Raw genomic sequence first — 18,783 nt, forward strand, 5'->3', positions numbered from 1 at the left:
GAACCAGGCACTATATCGTTGGTATAGGGCGTATGGTTCGGTCAGCCCCTGACTCTTTATAGCTTTACCTGCACTGTCACATAAACACTACGGCCATCGGAGGGGAGAATACCCGGCCCCGGATAACCCGTGGCCCGTCGGGTGAAATAAGCTCGGTCGGCCAGATTGTTCAGGCTGGTCTCGATCCGGAACTTGCTGAACTGATAAGACAAACTGGCATCCATGATGGTATAGGCCGGAATCAGGCCGATTACCGCTGAAACACCGCCGTCGCGGGCATTGGTCGCGTCGGAAAACTGATCGGAGAGGTACGTGTACTGAAACGACGCTTTTAGATTTTTGTACCCCAGCCGAATACCACTTTTCAGGTTCACATCCGGCACAAATTCAACCTGCTTACCCGCTACTCCGGCAATCTCGCTGGCGTTATATTCCGAATGAATCAGGGCTACATTCGCAAATAGAACCCCGCTTAAATCCTGATTTACTGGATTGGCCAACCGCAGAAAATCAGCCTCCGCGTAGGATTCGATACCCATGATGATGGCCTGCCCAATATTGCCCCGACGCCGGAGAACCCGGTCGTTTTCGTCGTAGAACTGTACTTCGCCAATGCGGTTGTTGTAATTGAGGTAAAACCCGCTCACATCAAAATTATACAGCGTCGTTTGGGCACTTCGTATACCCAGGTCGAGGGAGTAGCCTTTTTCGTCCTGTAAATTCGGGTCAATGACCGACGATGGGTTCGCAATCCGCATGTCGCTGAAGGTAATGGAGCGATAGTTCTGCGATAGGTTGCCGTAGATGTCGAGTTGGGGCGTTGGCTTGTAGCTTATCCCGATTCCACCGATCACAAACTGCCGATCATTGGTGCGGTATTCGTTCGTACGGGTCGAACTGATAATATTCCCGGCCAGATCGCGCGTAACCGTGCCATAGAAACCGTCAGCGGTGGTGTGAATGTACTCGAAGCGAACGCCGGGCGTAATCGACAATTTTTCGCCTACATACAGGATGTTCTCGGCAAAGACCGACACGTTGCGGTTCGGAAACTGGTAATCAGATGAAATCGCCTGTTTGTCGTCGATGAAATTGAAATTGGCATCCCTGCCCGTGCTTCCAAGGCCCTGTATGCTGTGATTATAGCCATGATAATAACGGCTACCCAGCAGCAAAACCGCCTGTTTCTTACCCAGATAATACCGTTTTAAATACCGGGCTTCGACTCCCCAGTTCTGAAAATCGCCTTTGATCAGATCGCGTTCGCTGTTGTCGTCTACACTGGCGACCCGATTCGGCCGGAATCCCAATGAATATCGATACGCATAAAGCCCGAACAGCCTGACATTGAATTCGTTGAGGGCGTTGAATTTATGGTCGAAATGCAGCGCAGGCATCGTCCAGTTTACCTTGAACCAGTTTCGCTCCCGGTTACTCTGGCGGGGATTGGCCCGAAACATCTCGTCGGTGAGGCCGCCCGGTTGCTGCGCCAGGTAGCTCATCTGGGTAATATCGAAACCGAGCGTCGTTTTCTCCGAGAAATGGTAATCGACATCGGCATAAGCCGTATAGTTGGTGAAGTGCGAGTTTGGGCGCCAGCCATTGCCCTGCTTGTACTGGAAAAAGGTGTAATAACTTAGTTTCCCCACGGTTCCGCTCAGGCTCGTGAACGCATTGTAAAAACCGAATGAGCCAATGCTTTGCCGCGCAACCAGTTCAATTTTGCGGTCGGTCACGGGTTTTTTCATGACAAAGTTGAGCAACCCGCCAAACTGCGTACCATATTGCAGTGAAGCAGCTCCCCGAATCACCTGAATGCGGCCAACGGCTTCGGTGGGTGGCGTATAATAACTCTCCGGATAACCCAGCGCATCGGCACTGATGTCATAACCGTTCTGTCGTACGTTAAAATTAGAACTTCGATTGGGATCGAGTCCGCGTCCGCCGATGCTGAGTTGCAGGCCCGCACCTTCGTTCTCCCAGATGTTCAGCCCGGCAACGCGCGCATAAATCTGGCGTGCATTGTTGGTAGACAGATTGGCTACGAGTTGTTCGGGAATGATCACCTCTGATTTTTTGCCTTCGTAGATTCCCATGCTTTCGACGCCCCGCATTCGGGTGAAGCCGAAATCGGACTGTTTATCGGTAACCACAACTTCGCTCAGGGTTTCGTCGCGACTGTTGAGCCAGATTGTTATCTGCTGATCCTGCCCGTTAATGGCTATGGTTTGTTTGGACACTTTAAAATCGGGGCAACTGGTTTGCAATACATGGTTGCCACTGGGTAGATTCTGGAAGACAAATTGTCCCGTTTTGTCCGTTATAGCCGTGCGTTTACCGTCGTTCAGGTAAATCGTGCAGCCATGAATTGACGTACTATCGTGGCGACTCTGAACCGTCCCGGTGAGCCGATACTGACCCAGGACACTTGTTCCAGTGCAAAGGATAAAAAGACTAAAAACCGTAAATCGTATCATCGAAAGAAGTAATCCATGATTTGGCCGCAAACGACTCCTGTTTGCTGGCCAGATCAATTGTGGGGTCAATCAGGGGTCTTCCTAAACGGCCATTGAGGGCTACGTATGAGTCGACATAAACCTGTGGCGATTGAAAACCATGCTGAGCGTAATAATCCCGGAGAATGTGCGCAAACTGCAACAGCATATCCGGTTGGGTCGACATCATTTTTTCCTGCAAAGGTGTCAGGAATTGGGTATTGTTGACAATTGTGCGATGACCTGCATTGTCCTTCACTGTAAACTGGGCATAACCTGCTTTTTCCATGAGCATAACCCGCCACGAAAACCGGTAACCCTGCTCAGTCCAGAACAACTCACCCGGATAGAGCAGATAACGGAACGGAAACAGGAGCTGAACAACCAGAAAAACAGCCAGAAATCTGCGTATCGAGCGGTCAACGAGGGGCTGATAGACAAAGGTACGATGCGGGTTCAGAAACGTAGTCGACAGTGAAAACAATCGGGCAATCTGGCTGAGCAGCGACTGGTGAAAGTCGGCCGAGAAAAAGATCAGCGCCGTTACGATCATAATATAGGGAAACATACCGATCGGAAAGAGTACAGCTGTCAAACCGTGAAAAACTACCACCGCTATGTAGGCCCAGGGGCGCGTTTGACGGTTCCAGAGCAGAAATGGTATACTCAGATCATAGAGGCAACCAAACCAGCTAAACACGTAAGGCGTCCAACTGTAATTGAACAGAAAGCCAATCAAGGGCAGGTCGTTGTGGGCTGGTAACCAGATACGTAAAGGCTGAGCATGCAGTAGCCAGTCGCTGTTGAGCTTGGCCAGGCCAGCAAAGAAATAAAGTACCGATACGAATAGCTTCAGCGAATCGATACACCAGGCCGGAATCTTGTCAGCAAGCAGTGCACGATTGCGGTAAGCATCTACTGAAAAATAGGCATGGGCGGGCAGAATGATCAGGAGCAGACAAACCATACTTGTGAAATAGTAATGGTTCAGGTAGGTGCTTTTATCGATCAGTTCGATGTACGTAAAACTCAGAAACAGACTCACAATAGCCACCCGATAATACATCCCCAACGCAACGAACAGGGCCGATACACTACAAACCGCAAAGAGTACGTACGTATACGGCCCCAGCGGTTTGACGAATTCGAACCCATAAAACGGAAAGAAAAAACGCGGCTTGATGTATAAATCACTGATCCATCCTTTGCTCCAGAAACGGACAATGCTACAAAAGAGCATCAATCCGAACGCCATCCGAAAAACGGCCAGTGGAGCAGCTGAGGTTGTTCTGTGAAAATACGCCTGCATAGGGAGAAAGTTTTCAATGGCCAGTCCTCAGTCTACAGCACGAAGCGTCTTTTGCGTGCGACCGGAAACTGAGGACTGAGTACTGAAGACGGCTGTTAATCGCCGTCGTTGTCGGTGTAGGTGATGGTAATGCTCATGGCTGTTGTCATATCGACCTTGAGCATCCGAACGGCTTTCTGCATTTCCGTATACACCAGAACCACACTGGCATTGTTGGTCTTGATGGCATCGTACAGAATCGGTTGCAACCCGTTGAGCTGAGCCGTTGAGGCCGTAAATTGCTGATTGATGATGTCTGTGAGCGACGTTCCGGTGCGGCTGTCTTTAGCCCCAAGCCCATTCAGATAGGTCTTCAGACTTGGCCCTTCCTGGCCCGTTTTGACATTTTTTCCATTGAAAAAATCGACAACAGCCTGATGCGCCGTTTTAGCCAGTGTCAGCGACAGGGCTTTTTTGTAAACAGACTCTACTGTTTCGGGGTTGGGAGTTCCGTTCGTCATCGCCCCGGATGGAATACCAATTTTGCCTGACCGGATGTATCGTTCGTAATGTAACACATAGCCATTGACTAGTTTGGAGGTCGAGCAACCCGCGTCCAGCCCGGTGCAGTTGATGAATGTGTCGCGGTAACCACCCGTCCACTCGCCATAGACCGTTGTAAAGGTTGTGTTCATCTGGGTCGTTACCCGCTTTAGGTAAGCGATGCGTTTGGTCGCGTCAGCAGCGGTCGTATAGCGGGCCAGGATGGCTTCGTCGGTGGTACCCAGGCCATTGATCATGTAATCAAGAGCCGGAAATCCCTGTTTAGGATAGGACACTGGCGTTTCGAACGTACCTGTACCAGCGGCAATGTATTCTTCAATACCCGTAACATTGGTCGGGTAGATATTGAAAAAATTGCGAATCGTGTACTTTTCACCTGGCCCGACATCAAACAATTCAACTTTCTGCCATTCGGTATAGGCATCGGCCCATGCCTGCCGTAAATCGGTTAAAGCTGCTTTATCGGGCTTGGCCGCAAAGGCGTCCGATTTTGCCAGCATAGCATCCAGTTTAACCTTGAAGTTCGCATAGCTGGGCAGAATAATGTTGTCGGCGATGTTGGTCAGCATGGCCTTACGGTCACTACTGGCCTGATCGGTGGGCGTGGTTGGTGTGGGCGAATCCGGGTCACCTGTTTTTGAACAAGCCCATAAAACGCCTATCAGGGCGCAGGCAATTCCGATTTTTTTCCAGCTAAAATGTATCATGTTGTAAAACAGAGACAGAGCGATACGTCGTGTACCGCTCTGTATACTCAACTAGTTGGTTTGTCTCGCTTATTAGCCAGCAATGTTAAATTTGGTTTTGATCGCCGTGCTTGCTGCGTCGATCTTGGCGTTTGTTAACCCCCAAAAACCATTAGGCGCTGAGTAAATCAGATTGGTAAGAATTCCGTCGGAGAAGGCTGCATCGCCCCCGTTTAGTTTAGCATAACGCAGACTGTAGATAAAGCCCAGTCCTTCGCCCATAGCGTGGGCAGCAGCGGCTGTATTGGTCCCTGCGGTTTTCCATTTGCCCAGGTAGCCTAAAGCAGCATTGGCAACGGCTTTCTCCATGGCCGACCGAAGAATGGCAACCTGTGCTTTCAACGTTGTCGCGTCGTTGTTCACGATGGCCGCACGACCTTTTAACAGAGCCGGATGAATTTTTGGAAAATCATCTTTATTGTATTCCCAGATATAGGAACCAATGAAGCTTTCGCCCGATGAGGTTGCCGTAGCTTTTGCCCCATAAATTGGATTGGCCGTTAGAATGCCATAAATCTCGTCCCAGTTTTGCTCCAGCTGCGTATATTTCTTCCCGGCTACCAGTGTGGTGTTGTCAGCGGCAAGGCTTTTATCGCTCAGCAGAACATTACTGATATAGTCTAACTGGAATGCCCCAATCAAACCTTTCTGGATAATCTGACCGTATTCGATACCCTTTTCGTCGACCAGATACGTACCTAATTTACCCGCTTTCCCTTCCGAAGCCGTGGCCGAAACCGATTTGCTGGCGGTAGCGATGGCCGTAAAGCCAGCTTCGATAGTCTGCCGTTCTTTTTCTGCATCGGCAGCTGCCAGCGACGAGGCTGTTACACTCCGCAGCTGAACACCTGATGTATTTAACGATGCCAGCGAACCCGAATAAGGACTGCTTGTATTGGCAAACATGTTTTTCAGGACGTTAGCATCCAGCGTAGCACCTGTTCCTACAGCCGTACCGTTGTAGGTATTGATGGCCCGGAACATGAGTAGCCGGTTGGCACCGTTCGAGAGATCAACGGTTTTGGCGCCCGCATCATCCACAAAGAAGTTCGCGTAGGTCGTTGTATCGCTCAGTTTCGCGTAATCGATGGATTTGCGAAGCTGTGGGGCAACGGTATCCGGATTGTCCTTTTTGTCGCAGGAGGCTAATCCAGCAACCAGAATTATCGCAGGAGCGAAGCGAAGTAGTGAGATAGGTTTGAACATTATCAGTAGCGTATTATTTCAAATCATTGGCAAATGTATGTACTATTTAGATTAAGTCTAATTATCGCCAGTAAAATTTTTTAAGTTTTATTTTAATCTCCTGACAGTGAGTATTCTCATTTTCGGTAATCGATTCAACCTATTTTGCTGAGAAAACCGAGTAGCCATCCTAACTGACGGCGATTGCTTTACTTTTGAATCTACGTTACTGGTATTCGATTTTAGTTCTGATAACTCTCACGTTCATCAATTAACCTGCATGTTTTCACGAAGAAATTTCCTGCGCGTATCTGGCCTGTCTGCCGTTCCAACGTTCGCGCCATTAGACCAGTTTACTGCTCAATTTTCTGTCGACCCTCCTTCTGATTTTGTGCGATTTAGTGGCGATGGACCCATGTATCAGCCCGATCAGTTCATCACTAAGCTGCAGGAAATAAGTAAGACACAAGCCATTAAGTGGGATTTTTATGGCAAAGGGGGGAGTATTGATGAGCTAACCAAAAAAGTTGCTGCGCTTACCGGCAAGGAGGCTGCTATTTATCTGGCTTCCGGTACACTGGCCAACCAACTGGCCATTTCGGTGCTAAGTGGTGAAAATACCAAAGTTTTCGTTCAGGAAACCAGCCATGTCTATCGTGACGAAGCCGATGCCGCTCAATCGATTTATGGGAAGCGGTTAATCCCACTGGCTCCCGGAAAAACCTATTTTACGCTGGAAGAACTTCAAAAATCCATTGAGGAGCATTCGCAGGGTGAGGCTTTCAAAAGTGGTATCGGCGCCGTATCGATCGAAAATCCGGTCAGGCGGTGCGATGGAACATTTGTTCCCCTCGATGAAATAAAGAGAATATCGGCTTTTTGTCGGGAGAAAGGCTATAAGCTTCATCTGGATGGTGCCCGGATTTACCTGGCTTCTGCCTATGCGGGTACATCGGTTGCCGAGTATGCGTCTTACTTCGATACCATTTACATCTCGCTTTACAAATACCTGGGCGCGGCTGGTGGTGCCATTCTGTGTGGGCCGAAAGAAATTATTGACCGGATGGATCATTTAGCCAAAATCCACGGTGGCGTTATTTTTATGAACTGGGCGAATGCAGCTATGGCGTTGCATCACCTGAACGGAATAGAGGATCGTTTCAAGCGGGTTGTTACCCAGTCGAAACAATTATTCGCTTTGCTGAACCAACTGCCGGGCCTTAAAATAACGACGATTGATAATGGCACTAATATTTCAACTGCTCAGTTAGCTCCAACCGTGAATGCCTACAAACTGGGTGAAATACTATGGGATAAGTATCGTATTGGTTTACCGGGAATTAACCCGAAGGGCGAAATGAAACTAATGGTAAACGACAGTCTGTTGAACCGCGATAACAACCAGATCGTGGCAGCTTTCAAGGATGCGCTGGTATTGGCTAAAGTGTAAAATAAGCATTCAACAGACCACTAGTACTCTTCCAATTTCTAGTTTATACATACTAGTCATGAATGAGGTTGATTACAAACCGATAAGGTTTCAAAACCTTATCGGTTTAAATTAGCCGAGTACTAGGTATAGCGAATGAAGCTGGTTGCGTTAATCCGCCCCTGACAGTCACAAAGTGCTAACGCAACCAGATTCTTAACCATATCCAAAGGCCAGCCAGGAGGTAAAATCCTTTTTATCAATTCCGCTCCCGGGTCAGATTAATGTTCTTGGGATGAGAAAAGAGTAAGGGCACATCTTCGACAACCACATTGTTCGTGTCAAGGCCATAGGCCGAATCTTCATGCAGGGCCGTTCGTCGGATCAGGAAATAACTGTTCATGATTATTTTCTGGATCAGCGGCAACTCATTCTCGTACGAAAGGAAATTCTTAAAAACCACGAACCGGAAATCACCCATCAGATTTTTTCGGTTCAGCGATCGGTAGCGACTCGTAATTTCAACCTCATTGCATTGAACCATGTCTTCAACGGCTAACCGGAAGAACAGGTTAAGCCGGGGTTCGATACGAAAACCGAGGTAGAACGTGATGTAGTAAACGTCCTGTTCGGCCAGCGTCTCGACTTTATAGCGCATCGTAAATGGCTCATCTTCAACATGAACGTGCAGAAGCCAGTATACATCGGCCCGTTTGGGGGTTCGGTATAAAATGGACTCAATCGTTTCGGACTCAATTTTTGCCGAAGTCTCGGAGCCTGTCAGATAGACAAGGTGTGTAGCATATTTGGGAACAGTAGTATCGTTGCTGAGTTCTTTGAGTGTTTCGATAAACGGAGGAAGTGGCTCAAACTGAACGAAACTTCGCTTGAGGTCTTTACCTTTATGCCATAGGGTCATTACGGTTATGAGCATCAGACCCAGTACAATCGAGATCCAGCCACCTTCTTCAAACTTAATCAGGTTCGCAATCAGGAATGAGGTTTCGATTGACAGAAAGAGGGCTGTTATAACCACCGTCAGGAGCGCATTTACGCGTTTTATGCGCAGATAGGCATTCATGAGTACTGTCGACATGAGCATGGTAAGCGTAACGGCCAGCCCAAAGGCCGCTTCCATGTTTTTCGATTCCTGAAAGTGTAACACAACCCCGATACACCCCGCCATCAGCAACCAGTTGATTTGAGGAATGTATAATTGACCCCGGAAATCGGTCGGGTAAATGACGCGCTGCCGTGGCCAGAGGTGAAGACGAATGGCTTCACCAATGAGCGTAAAGGACCCACTAATGAGCGCCTGACTGGCAATAATGGTCGCCAATGTAGCGATTCCGATGGCAAACACCAGAATTGATGGAGGAACAATTTCGTAGAATGAACTGGTTGGGCCAAGTTGCTTGCCCAAATGCTGCATCAGCCAGGCCGATTGACCAGCATAAGAAAGGAGCAGCATAAGCTTAACAAATCCCCAACTGACCCGAATGTTTCCCCGACCGCAGTGCCCCATGTCGGAATAGAGAGCTTCGGCTCCCGTTGTACAGAGAAAAACCCCGCCCAACAGCCAGAATCCGCCCGGATAATCGCGGAGTAGTGTAACAACATGCCACGGATTTAAGGCTCGTAACACGCCCGGATGTTGCACCAGCGATAATAATCCTATTACGCCGATAAATGTGAACCAGACCACCATGATTGGGCCAAAAAGACGACCAAGCCATTGCGTGCCAAACTGCTGGGTAATAAACAGTAAGATGATAATAGCGAGCACGATAGGGACCGTATCGAGCTTTGGGTAGTAAATGAGTAAGCCTTCAATGGCCGAAGAGACTGAAATTGGCGGAGTAATGATGCCGTCGGCGAGCAGAAAACTACCACCAATAATCGCCGGATAGAGCATCCATTTGCCCGTGTATCGCCGGATCAGTGTATACAGCGAAAAAATACCACCTTCCCCGTTGTTATCGGCATTGAGGGTGATAATGACATACTTCAGTGTGGTCTGAAACGTAAGTGTCCAGAAAACGGCGGAGAATGACCCCAGCACAAGGTTTTCGGTCAGAATACGATCGCCAAAAATGGCTTTGTAGGTGTAAAGTGGTGATGTGCCGATGTCGCCAAAGACGATACCGATGGAAATCAGTAAACCAGAGAGAGAAACTTTGTTGAGGTGCGAATTAGTCGACGAGTTCATGTCGCAAAGTAACTCAATTCATTAAAGTTTCAACTACCTGGTAGCCTAAAATAGAACGCTGCGCCATCTTGCAGATCTGATTTTAGCCCAATTTCACCACCCATCGATTCGATAAATTCCTTGGCGATAGCCAGCCCTAAACCCGTACCACTTGATTGGCCATTGTTGCCGGGTGCTCTGAAATAGCGTTCGAAAATACGGTCGCGGTGCTCGGCCCGGATGCCTGCACCATAGTCGCGAACCAGAAACTCCACCTGGTTTCCTACTGGATAAACAGATACATCGATCCGGTTGTCTTCGGGACTATGCCGAACGGCATTCGAGAGGAAATTGACCAATACCCACGACGCTTTGTCTGGATCGGCCTTGATCGTTGGTAAGTCAAGAGGGGCATTTACATCGAAACGAATGTGCTTTTGATTGGCTGATACCTGAAGCGCATTGGTAGCGTACCGGACAATATCGGCCGGAGCAACGGTTTCGATCTTTAACTGGATCTGTCCCGATTCTACCTGAGCCATATTAACCAGTTCGCCCGTAATGCTGAGGAGCCGTTCGGCATCATCACGCACATGGCCAACGAGTTGTTTCTGCTCCTCATTGAGCTGGCCGATTCGCGAGTCGTCGAGCAATTTCAGGCTGAGTTTAATGCTGCTGATTGGCGTTTTCAACTCATGCGAAACCGTAGCGATGAAGTTTGTTTTGGCCTGATCGAGTTCTTTAAATGAGGTAATATTTTCCAGCATAATTACCCAGCCAGCCGGACGAGGTTCACCCTCGCCCGTAGGAGCTACCGTAACGGCGTGAATTTGCTTGTTAAAATAACTCTCCTTGCCTTTTCCATCCGATCCATTCCCTGACAGACTCTGACTGGTAGGTGTGGGGTCATAAATTTTTAGCAGCCCATTTTTTTCGGGTCTGGGCGTGGTTTCGGGCCAATGTTCGGTCATCAGATCCTGAATCAACGTTCGCATGAGGTCATTGACCGAAGCGATGTCGGGAGCGTACCGCCCGATCAGTTTCGCTTCGTCCATGCCGAGCAGTCGACAGGCGACCGGGTTGGCAAATAGAACCTTTTTGTTCTCATCCAACCCGATAATGCCATCGCCCATGAGCTGGATCAGGGTATCAATACGTTTTTTTTCAAACAGCAGTTTAGCCAGATTCGAGTGTTCATATTCGTCCAGCTTCTGCGCCATCGAGTTGAATGACCGGGCTAATTCGCCAAATTCGTCGCTGGAGCGGAAGTGCAACCGTTCTTCGAAATTACGACTGGTTATTTCCCGGATTCCGCGCGTTAGTTCGCGTACTGGCCGGGCAATGTAACTGGGAAAGTTAACGACGAATGACAGAACGATCAGAAAACAAAAGGTGCCCACAACCGCCAGGAGCAGGAGGGCATCCGTTGCGGTTTTTTTTGCCGTTCCGTTCTTCCGAAACATAGCCTGCCGATTAATGTCATCGAGCTGCAACAGGTTGGTTTGTAATCGTTTCGTTGCTGCAGTGTCTGTGGGTATTAGCTTTAATCGATTAAAATCGCGTCGTAAAGCCGTCGTGATTTCCTGCTCGCCTTCTTCCGTAACGTTAGCTTCCTGCCTGCGCAGATTTTCGTCGAACTGCTGGAATGCATCGGGGTCGGAAGTCCGCTCAAGCAAGGCCTTCTGCATATCACTGACGTACTGGAGGGAGATGTAATTGTCCTTCAGAATAGCCTGCGAATCGTTGGCCAGTTCGTTCAGGTAATAAACGCCCAGCCCGCCCAATCCAAGAATAATGGCGAACATGAAGGCTAAACCGAGCGATATTTTTGATTTAATCGTCATGAGAGAATAATCAGGTCGGTAGCTGAATCGGATAACTTATTCAGCAACTGGTTAAAGGCGTTGGTGCGTAAAATGACCTGAATCAAGTTTATATGTGGCTTGCCGATACATACCGTCGTAATTTTACGCTCCTCAGCTGTTTCGGCAATGGCACTGACGATATTTTTACTTTTTACCTGAATGACTTCTGCCCCCAGTTCGGTAGCCAGTTTAAAGTTATTGATTAAATGACGCTGTACATCCAGCTTAATCCGGTTGGAGTCTTCGGCGGGTGTCTGAACGTAGAGGACAAACCAGCGCGACTGGTAATAACTCGCCAATCGCGACGTTTTGCGGATAACCCGCCGGGCTACTTCATGATTGCTGCTGATGGCAGCCATAAATCGCTCGGGTTTTAGCTGTGTTCCGGGCGCAACCTGCGTTTCGATCTTACGTTCTACGGCAGTGGCCACCTCTTTGAGAGCCAGTTCGCGGAGTTGGAGAATCTTATCGGGCTGAAAAAAATTACCCAGGGCTGTTTCAACCTTCGCCCGATCATAAATTTTACCATCTTTCAGGCGCGTAATCAGTTCGTCGGCGGTGAGGTCAATATTGACAACTTCGTCGGCCATTTGCAGAATCCGATCCGGTACACGTTCGGCCACATCGATGCCCGTAATTTGCCGTACCGACAGATAGAGGCTTTCGATGTGCTGAATATTAACGGCGCTGATCACGTTGATGCCAGCATCCAGAATCTCCAGCACATCCTGCCACCGCTTCTCATTTTTAGACCCAGGAATGTTTGTATGGGCCAGTTCGTCAACGATGACCAGCTCGGGATGCAGATTGATGACCATCTGCAAATCCATCTCGTCCAGTTCGCGCCCTTTATAAAAGAGCCGACGCCGGGTAATAACGGGCAAACCATCGACCAGAGCTACAGTTTCGGCCCGGTTGTGTGTTTCAACAAATCCAATCCTGACGTCGATGCCGCCACACAATAGCGCATGGGCTTCCTGCAACATCCGGTACGTTTTTCCAACGCCGGCACTCATACCAATATAAATCTTGAACTTCCCCCGCCTTGACTGACGGAGGAGATTCAAAAAATGTTCGGCATTCTGGTCGTTGGATGTCATGGTGGCAGGATTATATTGTCCTCCCAACAAGGAGGAATGACAAAGCCGGACTAGAAACTTATGGCCAGACTCGTTGTGAGTGATGTATTTGTTTTACTCAGTCCGCTGGCCGATTCAAAGATAGCGTCCTGACTAGAATACACTTTACCTTCAATCTGGAAGACAGCATTAGGCAGAATGAAATAGTCAAAATTTACAGAATAACCCCAGGTTTTAAAGCCATTCGCGGTTCCGGTGGCAATGATTACACCATTTTTATCGTCATAATACTCAACCCGTCCGGCCAGTTTCACGGCATCGCTGATCGAATAGCGTACAATCGCTACCGGCGAATACCAGACATAGCTACCACTTCCGGCCCGACGATCACCCGATACGATTGGCTTGCGGTCAGCGCCAATGTCGAAGCCAAGAATGGTGCTGATTTTTCCGTTCGGATTCAGAATCGCGTAGAAATTGTTGAAAAAACGCGACTGTTTCAACGAATCGGGACGATCACTGCCAATGAACGTACTCCAGTTCAGCAGGACGCTTGCATTGGGTTTATACTGCACCTGCGTGCTGATTGCCGGTCCGGTGTAACCCGGTAGTTTCGCAATCCGTTGCCAGCCATTAACCACCGATCCCAGCAGTGTCCACTTACCATTTGGCGTAAGGTAGGTTAGTTTTGCTCCCGACAGATAATAGGGCGAATTTTCGGCCAGCAGGCTGCGGGTCAATGTCCAGCAATCTTTTGAGATCGCGCTTTCAAAACCAATGTGCGATGTAAAAATGCCTGCATCCAGCCATAAATCGCGTGTTTTACTGAGTTTCACGCCAGCATTGGCTTCAAAAACATTCCGCAGTAAGGGTTGCTCAGCCGCGTAGTTATATTGCGCATAGGTACCTGCCTGAATGGCCAGATTACCGCGAATCCGCTCACTGGTATAGGCCGCTTTAATAAACGCCAGATTTACGTTGATTTCGCGGTTTCGCTTATGATTATACAAAAATCCGGGCCGTTCCTGGTTGGTTTTCGGAGCGGTAAAATCATGCGTATAGTACGCTTCTACATAACCGCTGAAGGTTAAACTGGCTGAACTCTTGCTGGCGGTCGTATCTGCGGACATTTGTGCCAGTAAAGGTGTACCAAATGCCGAGCAGATGGTGGTCAGCAAGATGTAAACTGTCTTTTTCATGGTTGTTTTGTTGTACTCGATAAACTGCCCCGAACAAAAATGGTCTGCTCGGGGCATGGCTTCATTTTAGACCATCCAGGGCAACGTTCAGCTTCAGGACGTTTACCGTAGAAGGACCAAACAGGCCTATTAACGGGCCTTTAGTGTGTTCGTCGACCAGTTGATTCAGCCGATCGGCACTGATGCCACGAGTTTTCGCAATCCGTGCCACCTGAATCTTAGCCGCTACGGGCGACAGATCGGGGTCCAGACCTGAGCCTGATGCGGTTACCAACTCGGCAGGAATGTCTTCTTTACGAATTCCGGGATTATGAACCAGAAATGTATCGATACGTACCTGAACAGCTTTCAGATAATCAGGGTTCGAGGGGCCTTTATTCGATCCGGCCGAGCCCGCTGCATTGTAGTCAACCGCAGAAGGACGCCCGTTAAAATAGCGGTCTTCAGTAAATTTCTGGCCTACCAGTGCGTAGCCAACTACCTTACCATTTACAGTGACGGTTTCACCTTTACCACCCCCTGGTGCAAACCGACTGACGCCAGCGATCACGAGTGGATAAAGAACGGAGAGGATGACCAGCAGAACGAACGTAAGTCGAATGGCTGGTCCAATATGATTTTTCATGATTACTATTTTTTCGTTGTGGAGACTGGTCTGAGGGTGGGCATAGGTTTGGTTACACAAACAACCCCACAACCAGATCAATCAATTTAATGCCGATAAACGGAGCAATAATGCCGCCTAATCCGTAAATGAACAGGTTCCGGCGGAGCAGGGCCGATGCGCCAATTGGTTTGTATTCGACACCACGCAGGGCCAGCGGAATGAGCATCGGGATAATGATGGCGTTGAAGATCACTGCCGATAAAATAGCCGATTCTGAACTGTGAAGCTTCATGATATTGATAGCCTGTAAGGCAGGAATCGACACCACGAAGAGTGCAGGAACAATGGCAAAGTATTTGGCTACGTCGTTGGCAATCGAGAACGTTGTAAGCGTACCGCGTGTAATCAGCAACTGTTTTCCAATTTCAACCACCTCAATCAGTTTGGTTGGGTCGTTATCCAGATCCACCATGTTGCCTGCTTCTTTGGCCGCCTGCGTACCTGAGTTCATCGCTACACCAACGTCGGCCTGAGCCAGAGCCGGTGCATCGTTCGTGCCATCGCCCATCATCGCGACCAGTTTACCGCCTGTTTGCTCATGACGGATGTAGTTCATTTTATCCTCCGGTTTGGCTTCGGCGATGTAATCATCTACGCCAGCTTTTTCGGCGATAAACTTCGCTGTCAGCGGGTTATCGCCAGTTACCATAACCGTTTTTACGCCCATTCTTCGTAGCCGTTCAAAGCGTTCCGAAATGCCCGGTTTAATGATATCCTGTAATTCAATAACACCTTTTACAAGATCATTTTCGGATACGACCAGTGGCGTGCCCCCGTTGGCCGCAATCTTTTTGGCTTGATCTTCTGTCTCTTTGGGGAATGGATTGCCAGCCCGTGTAATGATGTTCCGAATTGAATCCGTAGCTCCTTTACGAATGCGTACGATCGATCCATTTTTCCCCGCAGGCATGTCGATGCCCGACGAGCGTGTTTCGGCGGTGAACTTAATGAGTGTAGCTCCATCCGTAGAGAGTTTATTCGTCACTTTGGGCCCTGCCAGCTCTACGATGGATTTGCCTTCTGGTGTTTCGTCGGCCAGTGAGCTGAGCGCCGAAGCCCGGATCATATCGTCTTCTGAGACACCCGGAGCCGGGTAAAAATTGGTGGCTTTCCGGTTGCCAATCGTAATCGTTCCGGTTTTGTCGAGCAACAGCGTGTCGATGTCGCCCGCGGTTTCAACGGCCCGCCCTGATTTGGCAATGACGTTTGCCCGTAAGGCGCGGTCCATGCCGGCAATCCCAATCGCTGACAGCAGCCCACCGATGGTTGTTGGAATCAGACAGACAAAGAGTGAAATCAGAGCCGCGATCGTAATCGGTGTGTTTGCGTACTCGGCAAAGGGTTTCAACGCCACACAGACGATGATGAAAATGAGCGTAAAACCGGCCAGAAGAATCGTGAGTGCGATTTCATTCGGCGTTTTTTGCCGACTGGCTCCTTCTACCAGTGCAATCATTTTGTCAAGAAACGACTCGCCGGGCTGTGTAGTCACCTGCACTTTGATGCGGTCAGACAGCACTTTCGTTCCGCCTGTTACCGATGATTTATCACCACCGGCTTCGCGAATGACCGGCGCCGATTCGCCCGTAATGGCCGATTCGTCGATGGTGGCCAATCCTTCAATGATTTCCCCGTCGGATGGAATAATGTCGCCCGGTTCGCATATGAAAATGTCGCCTTTAACGAGTTGTGCAGATGAAATAATCTGCACTTCGTCGGTGTACATATTGCCTACTGGCCGAATGACCTTGGCGGGCGTTTCCTGCCGAGTTTTACGAAGCGATTCGGCCTGTGCTTTCCCACGTGCTTCGGCAATGGCTTCGGCGAAGTTGGCGAACAGAATGGTCAGTAAAAGAATTGCCGTGATGGCGATGTTATACCCCAGCGATCCCTGCGATGTATCGCCCGTGATGGCGATGTAAGCCGTTACCAGTACCATAACGATGGTACCGATTTCGACCGTAAACATAACCGGGTTCTTGATTAGAATTGAGGGACTTAATTTGACAAACGACTCCCGGATAGCCGTGCCAACGAGCTCGCGCTGGAACAGAGAAGGGGATGAATTTTGCTTTGCCATTTTTTTATGTTGTCTGGACCGGTGATTCGCCAATTGGCTTTATCTGAAAATCGGAGAAATCGCCGGTCGGATTACTTGAGTGAGAAATATTCGGCTAGTGGACCAAGGGCCAGTGCCGGGAAGAACGAAAGTGCGGTGATGATGATAATAACGGCAAAGGTCATGAGGCCGAACGTCGCTGTGTCGGTAGGCAAAGTGCCCGACGATTCAGGAACGTATTTTTTCTTCGCCAGCAGACCCGCTATTGCTACCGGACCAATGATCGGAATAAACCGGCCCAGAATCAGGACAATACCCGTTGCGAAGTTCCAGAAAAAGTTGTTGTCGCCCAGGCCTTCAAAGCCCGATCCGTTGTTGGCGTTGGCCGAGGTGAACTCATATAATATTTCCGAGAAGCCGTGGTTTGCCGGATTGTTGAGCCAGGCTGAGGGCTTAACAGCCATGTCGAACGCGACCCCGGCAGCACTGGAGTACTTAACAAAAAACCAGGCAGCCAAAGCCGTGCCGCCTTTCACCAGTAATGTACTCAGCAGTGCTACGATGGATGCAATCTTGATCTCACGGGCTTCTACTTTTCGACCGAATAGTTCGGGTGTTCGTCCGACCATCAGTCCGGAAATAAACACGGCGATAATCAGGTAGTAGTAATAATTCAGGAAGCCGACGCCACAGCCGCCATAGAAGGCATTGGTCATCATACCCAGCAGTTCCATGGTACCCGAGAGAGCCATTGACGAATCGTGCATGGAGTTGACCGAACCCGTTGAAATAATGGTCGTTACGATGCTCCAGTAGGCAGATGCCAGCGGCCCAAACCGAACCTCTTTCCCTTCCATAGCTCCCGTGGGCTGGCTCACACCCAAGTGTGCTATGGCTGGGTTGCCATGGACTTCGGTTACCAGCGTTGGTATCAGCAGACAGAGCATGCCGAGCGTCATGACACTATAGACCACCCAGGTAAACCGACGGCGGTTGATCAGGAAGCCGAGGGCAAAAAGCATCGCAATCGGAATGAGCACCTGCGCCACCATTTCGACTATGTTGGTGAAATAGTTTGGGTTTTCGAGTGGATGAGCTGAGTTAGCACCAAACCAGCCACCGCCGTTGGTACCGACGTGTTTGATGGCGATCATACCAGCCGCTGGTCCGCGGGAAACGCCAACCGTATCACCCTGCATGGTTACGATACTGTCCTTGCCATCAAAGCTGGCCGGTGTTCCATTAAATGTCAGGAGCAGAGCCACTATGAAGGAAATTGGCAGCAAGATTCGAGTGATCGACTTTACGAAAAACACATAGAAGTTGCCGACGGTGTCTACTACTTTAGGCAGAAACGACCGCACAACGAGCAGCAGCGATGCAATACCTGTTGCCGCCGACGTAAACATCAGGAAGTTCATAACGAACAACTGCGTCAGATAGGTGGCACCCGATTCGCCCGAATAGTGCTGCAAATCGCAGTTGACCATAAAGCTGATGGCCGTATTAAACGCCAGATCAGGCGTCATGGACGGATTTTCGTCCGGGTTAAGCGGAAGAATGCCTTGCAGCAGAAGCAGCGTAAAGGCGAAAGCCAGCCACACGGCGTTGATCGTTAGTAGGGCAACGAGGTTTTCTTTCCAACTCATTTCGCGGGTTGGATCGATACCTCCTATGCGATAAATGAACCGTTCCAGCGGTCCGTTGGCCGATTCAGGTTTAAAGACGTTGGCAATGTATTTGCCCAGCGGAATGGCCAGCAGAACGGTTATTCCGTACATGGCTATAACGCCTATTAATTCAGTTGACATGGTGAATGTGTGTTACTCCCACACCGGGAGAGACGTTCGGGTTAAAATTTTTCTGGTTTTATCAGCACGTACAGCATGTACGCGAAAACCATCAGCGAGATGATGAATAAGCCTGTGAGCATGATAAGGATTGACTGATTGAATTATTGAATGATAGAGTGAGTGTATGTCAGTCCAGATTCAATCATTCCGTAATTCAATGTATTAA

The 18,783-nt window shown here is 49.2% G+C and carries 13 protein-coding genes; 1 reads left to right on the top strand and 12 read right to left on the bottom strand.

Translation table 11 applies throughout. The annotated features are described in order from the left end of the window. Positions 1-56: 56 nt before the first annotated feature. From G8759_RS09495 to G8759_RS09510, 4 genes are all read right to left on the bottom strand, one after another. A complete protein-coding gene (locus G8759_RS09495; protein WP_167207339.1) occupies positions 57-2,477 on the bottom strand; it encodes a TonB-dependent receptor domain-containing protein in 2,421 nt (806 codons plus the stop codon). After that, positions 2,455-3,804 carry an HTTM domain-containing protein gene (locus tag G8759_RS09500; RefSeq protein ID WP_167207341.1) on the bottom strand — a complete coding sequence of 450 codons (1,350 nt, stop codon included), beginning with the start codon at positions 3,802-3,804 and terminating at the stop codon, positions 2,455-2,457. Before G8759_RS09500 ends, G8759_RS09495 begins: the two co-directional genes overlap by 23 nt. A gap of 95 nt (positions 3,805-3,899) precedes the next feature. Next, positions 3,900-5,054 carry an imelysin family protein gene (locus G8759_RS09505; protein ID WP_167207343.1) on the bottom strand — a complete coding sequence of 385 codons (1,155 nt, stop codon included), beginning with the start codon at positions 5,052-5,054 and terminating at the stop codon, positions 3,900-3,902. 72 nt (positions 5,055-5,126) lie between these two features. Then, complete coding sequence (locus G8759_RS09510) at positions 5,127-6,299, bottom strand: DUF4856 domain-containing protein (RefSeq protein WP_167207345.1); 1,173 nt, start codon at positions 6,297-6,299, stop codon at positions 5,127-5,129. Between the two features lie 259 nt (positions 6,300-6,558). On the opposite strand from G8759_RS09510, the gene G8759_RS09515 reads away from it, so the two are divergent. Continuing rightward, on the top strand, positions 6,559-7,728 hold the full coding sequence (locus G8759_RS09515) for a threonine aldolase family protein (RefSeq protein ID WP_167207347.1): 1,170 nt from the start codon (positions 6,559-6,561) through the stop codon (positions 7,726-7,728). A 238-nt stretch (positions 7,729-7,966) separates the two neighbouring features. On the opposite strand, the gene G8759_RS09520 is transcribed toward G8759_RS09515, so the two are convergent. The 8 genes from G8759_RS09520 to G8759_RS36280 form a co-directional block, all read right to left on the bottom strand. After that, positions 7,967-9,916, bottom strand: a complete 1,950-nt coding sequence (locus G8759_RS09520) for a KUP/HAK/KT family potassium transporter (protein WP_167207350.1) — start codon at positions 9,914-9,916, stop codon at positions 7,967-7,969. A 29-nt stretch (positions 9,917-9,945) separates the two neighbouring features. Further along, a complete protein-coding gene (locus G8759_RS09525; RefSeq protein WP_167207352.1) occupies positions 9,946-11,739 on the bottom strand; it encodes a sensor histidine kinase in 1,794 nt (597 codons plus the stop codon). Further along, positions 11,736-12,860 carry a sensor protein KdpD gene (locus tag G8759_RS09530; protein WP_167207354.1) on the bottom strand — a complete coding sequence of 375 codons (1,125 nt, stop codon included), beginning with the start codon at positions 12,858-12,860 and terminating at the stop codon, positions 11,736-11,738. The genes G8759_RS09525 and G8759_RS09530 overlap by 4 nt, the downstream gene beginning before the upstream one ends. A gap of 50 nt (positions 12,861-12,910) precedes the next feature. Further along, entirely contained in the window at positions 12,911-14,038 is a 1,128-nt protein-coding gene (locus G8759_RS09535; protein WP_167207356.1) for a porin, read from the bottom strand. A 61-nt stretch (positions 14,039-14,099) separates the two neighbouring features. Beyond that, positions 14,100-14,663, bottom strand: a complete 564-nt coding sequence (locus G8759_RS09540) for a K(+)-transporting ATPase subunit C (protein WP_167207358.1) — start codon at positions 14,661-14,663, stop codon at positions 14,100-14,102. 52 nt (positions 14,664-14,715) lie between these two features. After that, a complete protein-coding gene (gene kdpB / locus G8759_RS09545) occupies positions 14,716-16,785 on the bottom strand; it encodes a potassium-transporting ATPase subunit KdpB (protein ID WP_167207360.1) in 2,070 nt (689 codons plus the stop codon). A gap of 71 nt (positions 16,786-16,856) precedes the next feature. Further along, positions 16,857-18,575: a potassium-transporting ATPase subunit KdpA gene (gene kdpA / locus G8759_RS09550; protein ID WP_167207362.1), complete on the bottom strand. Its 1,719-nt coding sequence runs from the start codon at positions 18,573-18,575 to the stop codon at positions 16,857-16,859. 41 nt (positions 18,576-18,616) lie between these two features. Further along, on the bottom strand, positions 18,617-18,697 hold the full coding sequence (locus G8759_RS36280; RefSeq protein WP_162391580.1) for a potassium-transporting ATPase subunit F: 81 nt from the start codon (positions 18,695-18,697) through the stop codon (positions 18,617-18,619). Between the last annotated feature and the right edge of the window lie 86 nt (positions 18,698-18,783).

The sequence above is a fragment of the Spirosoma aureum genome, assembly GCF_011604685.1.
Lineage (GTDB): Bacteria > Bacteroidota > Bacteroidia > Cytophagales > Spirosomataceae > Spirosoma > Spirosoma aureum.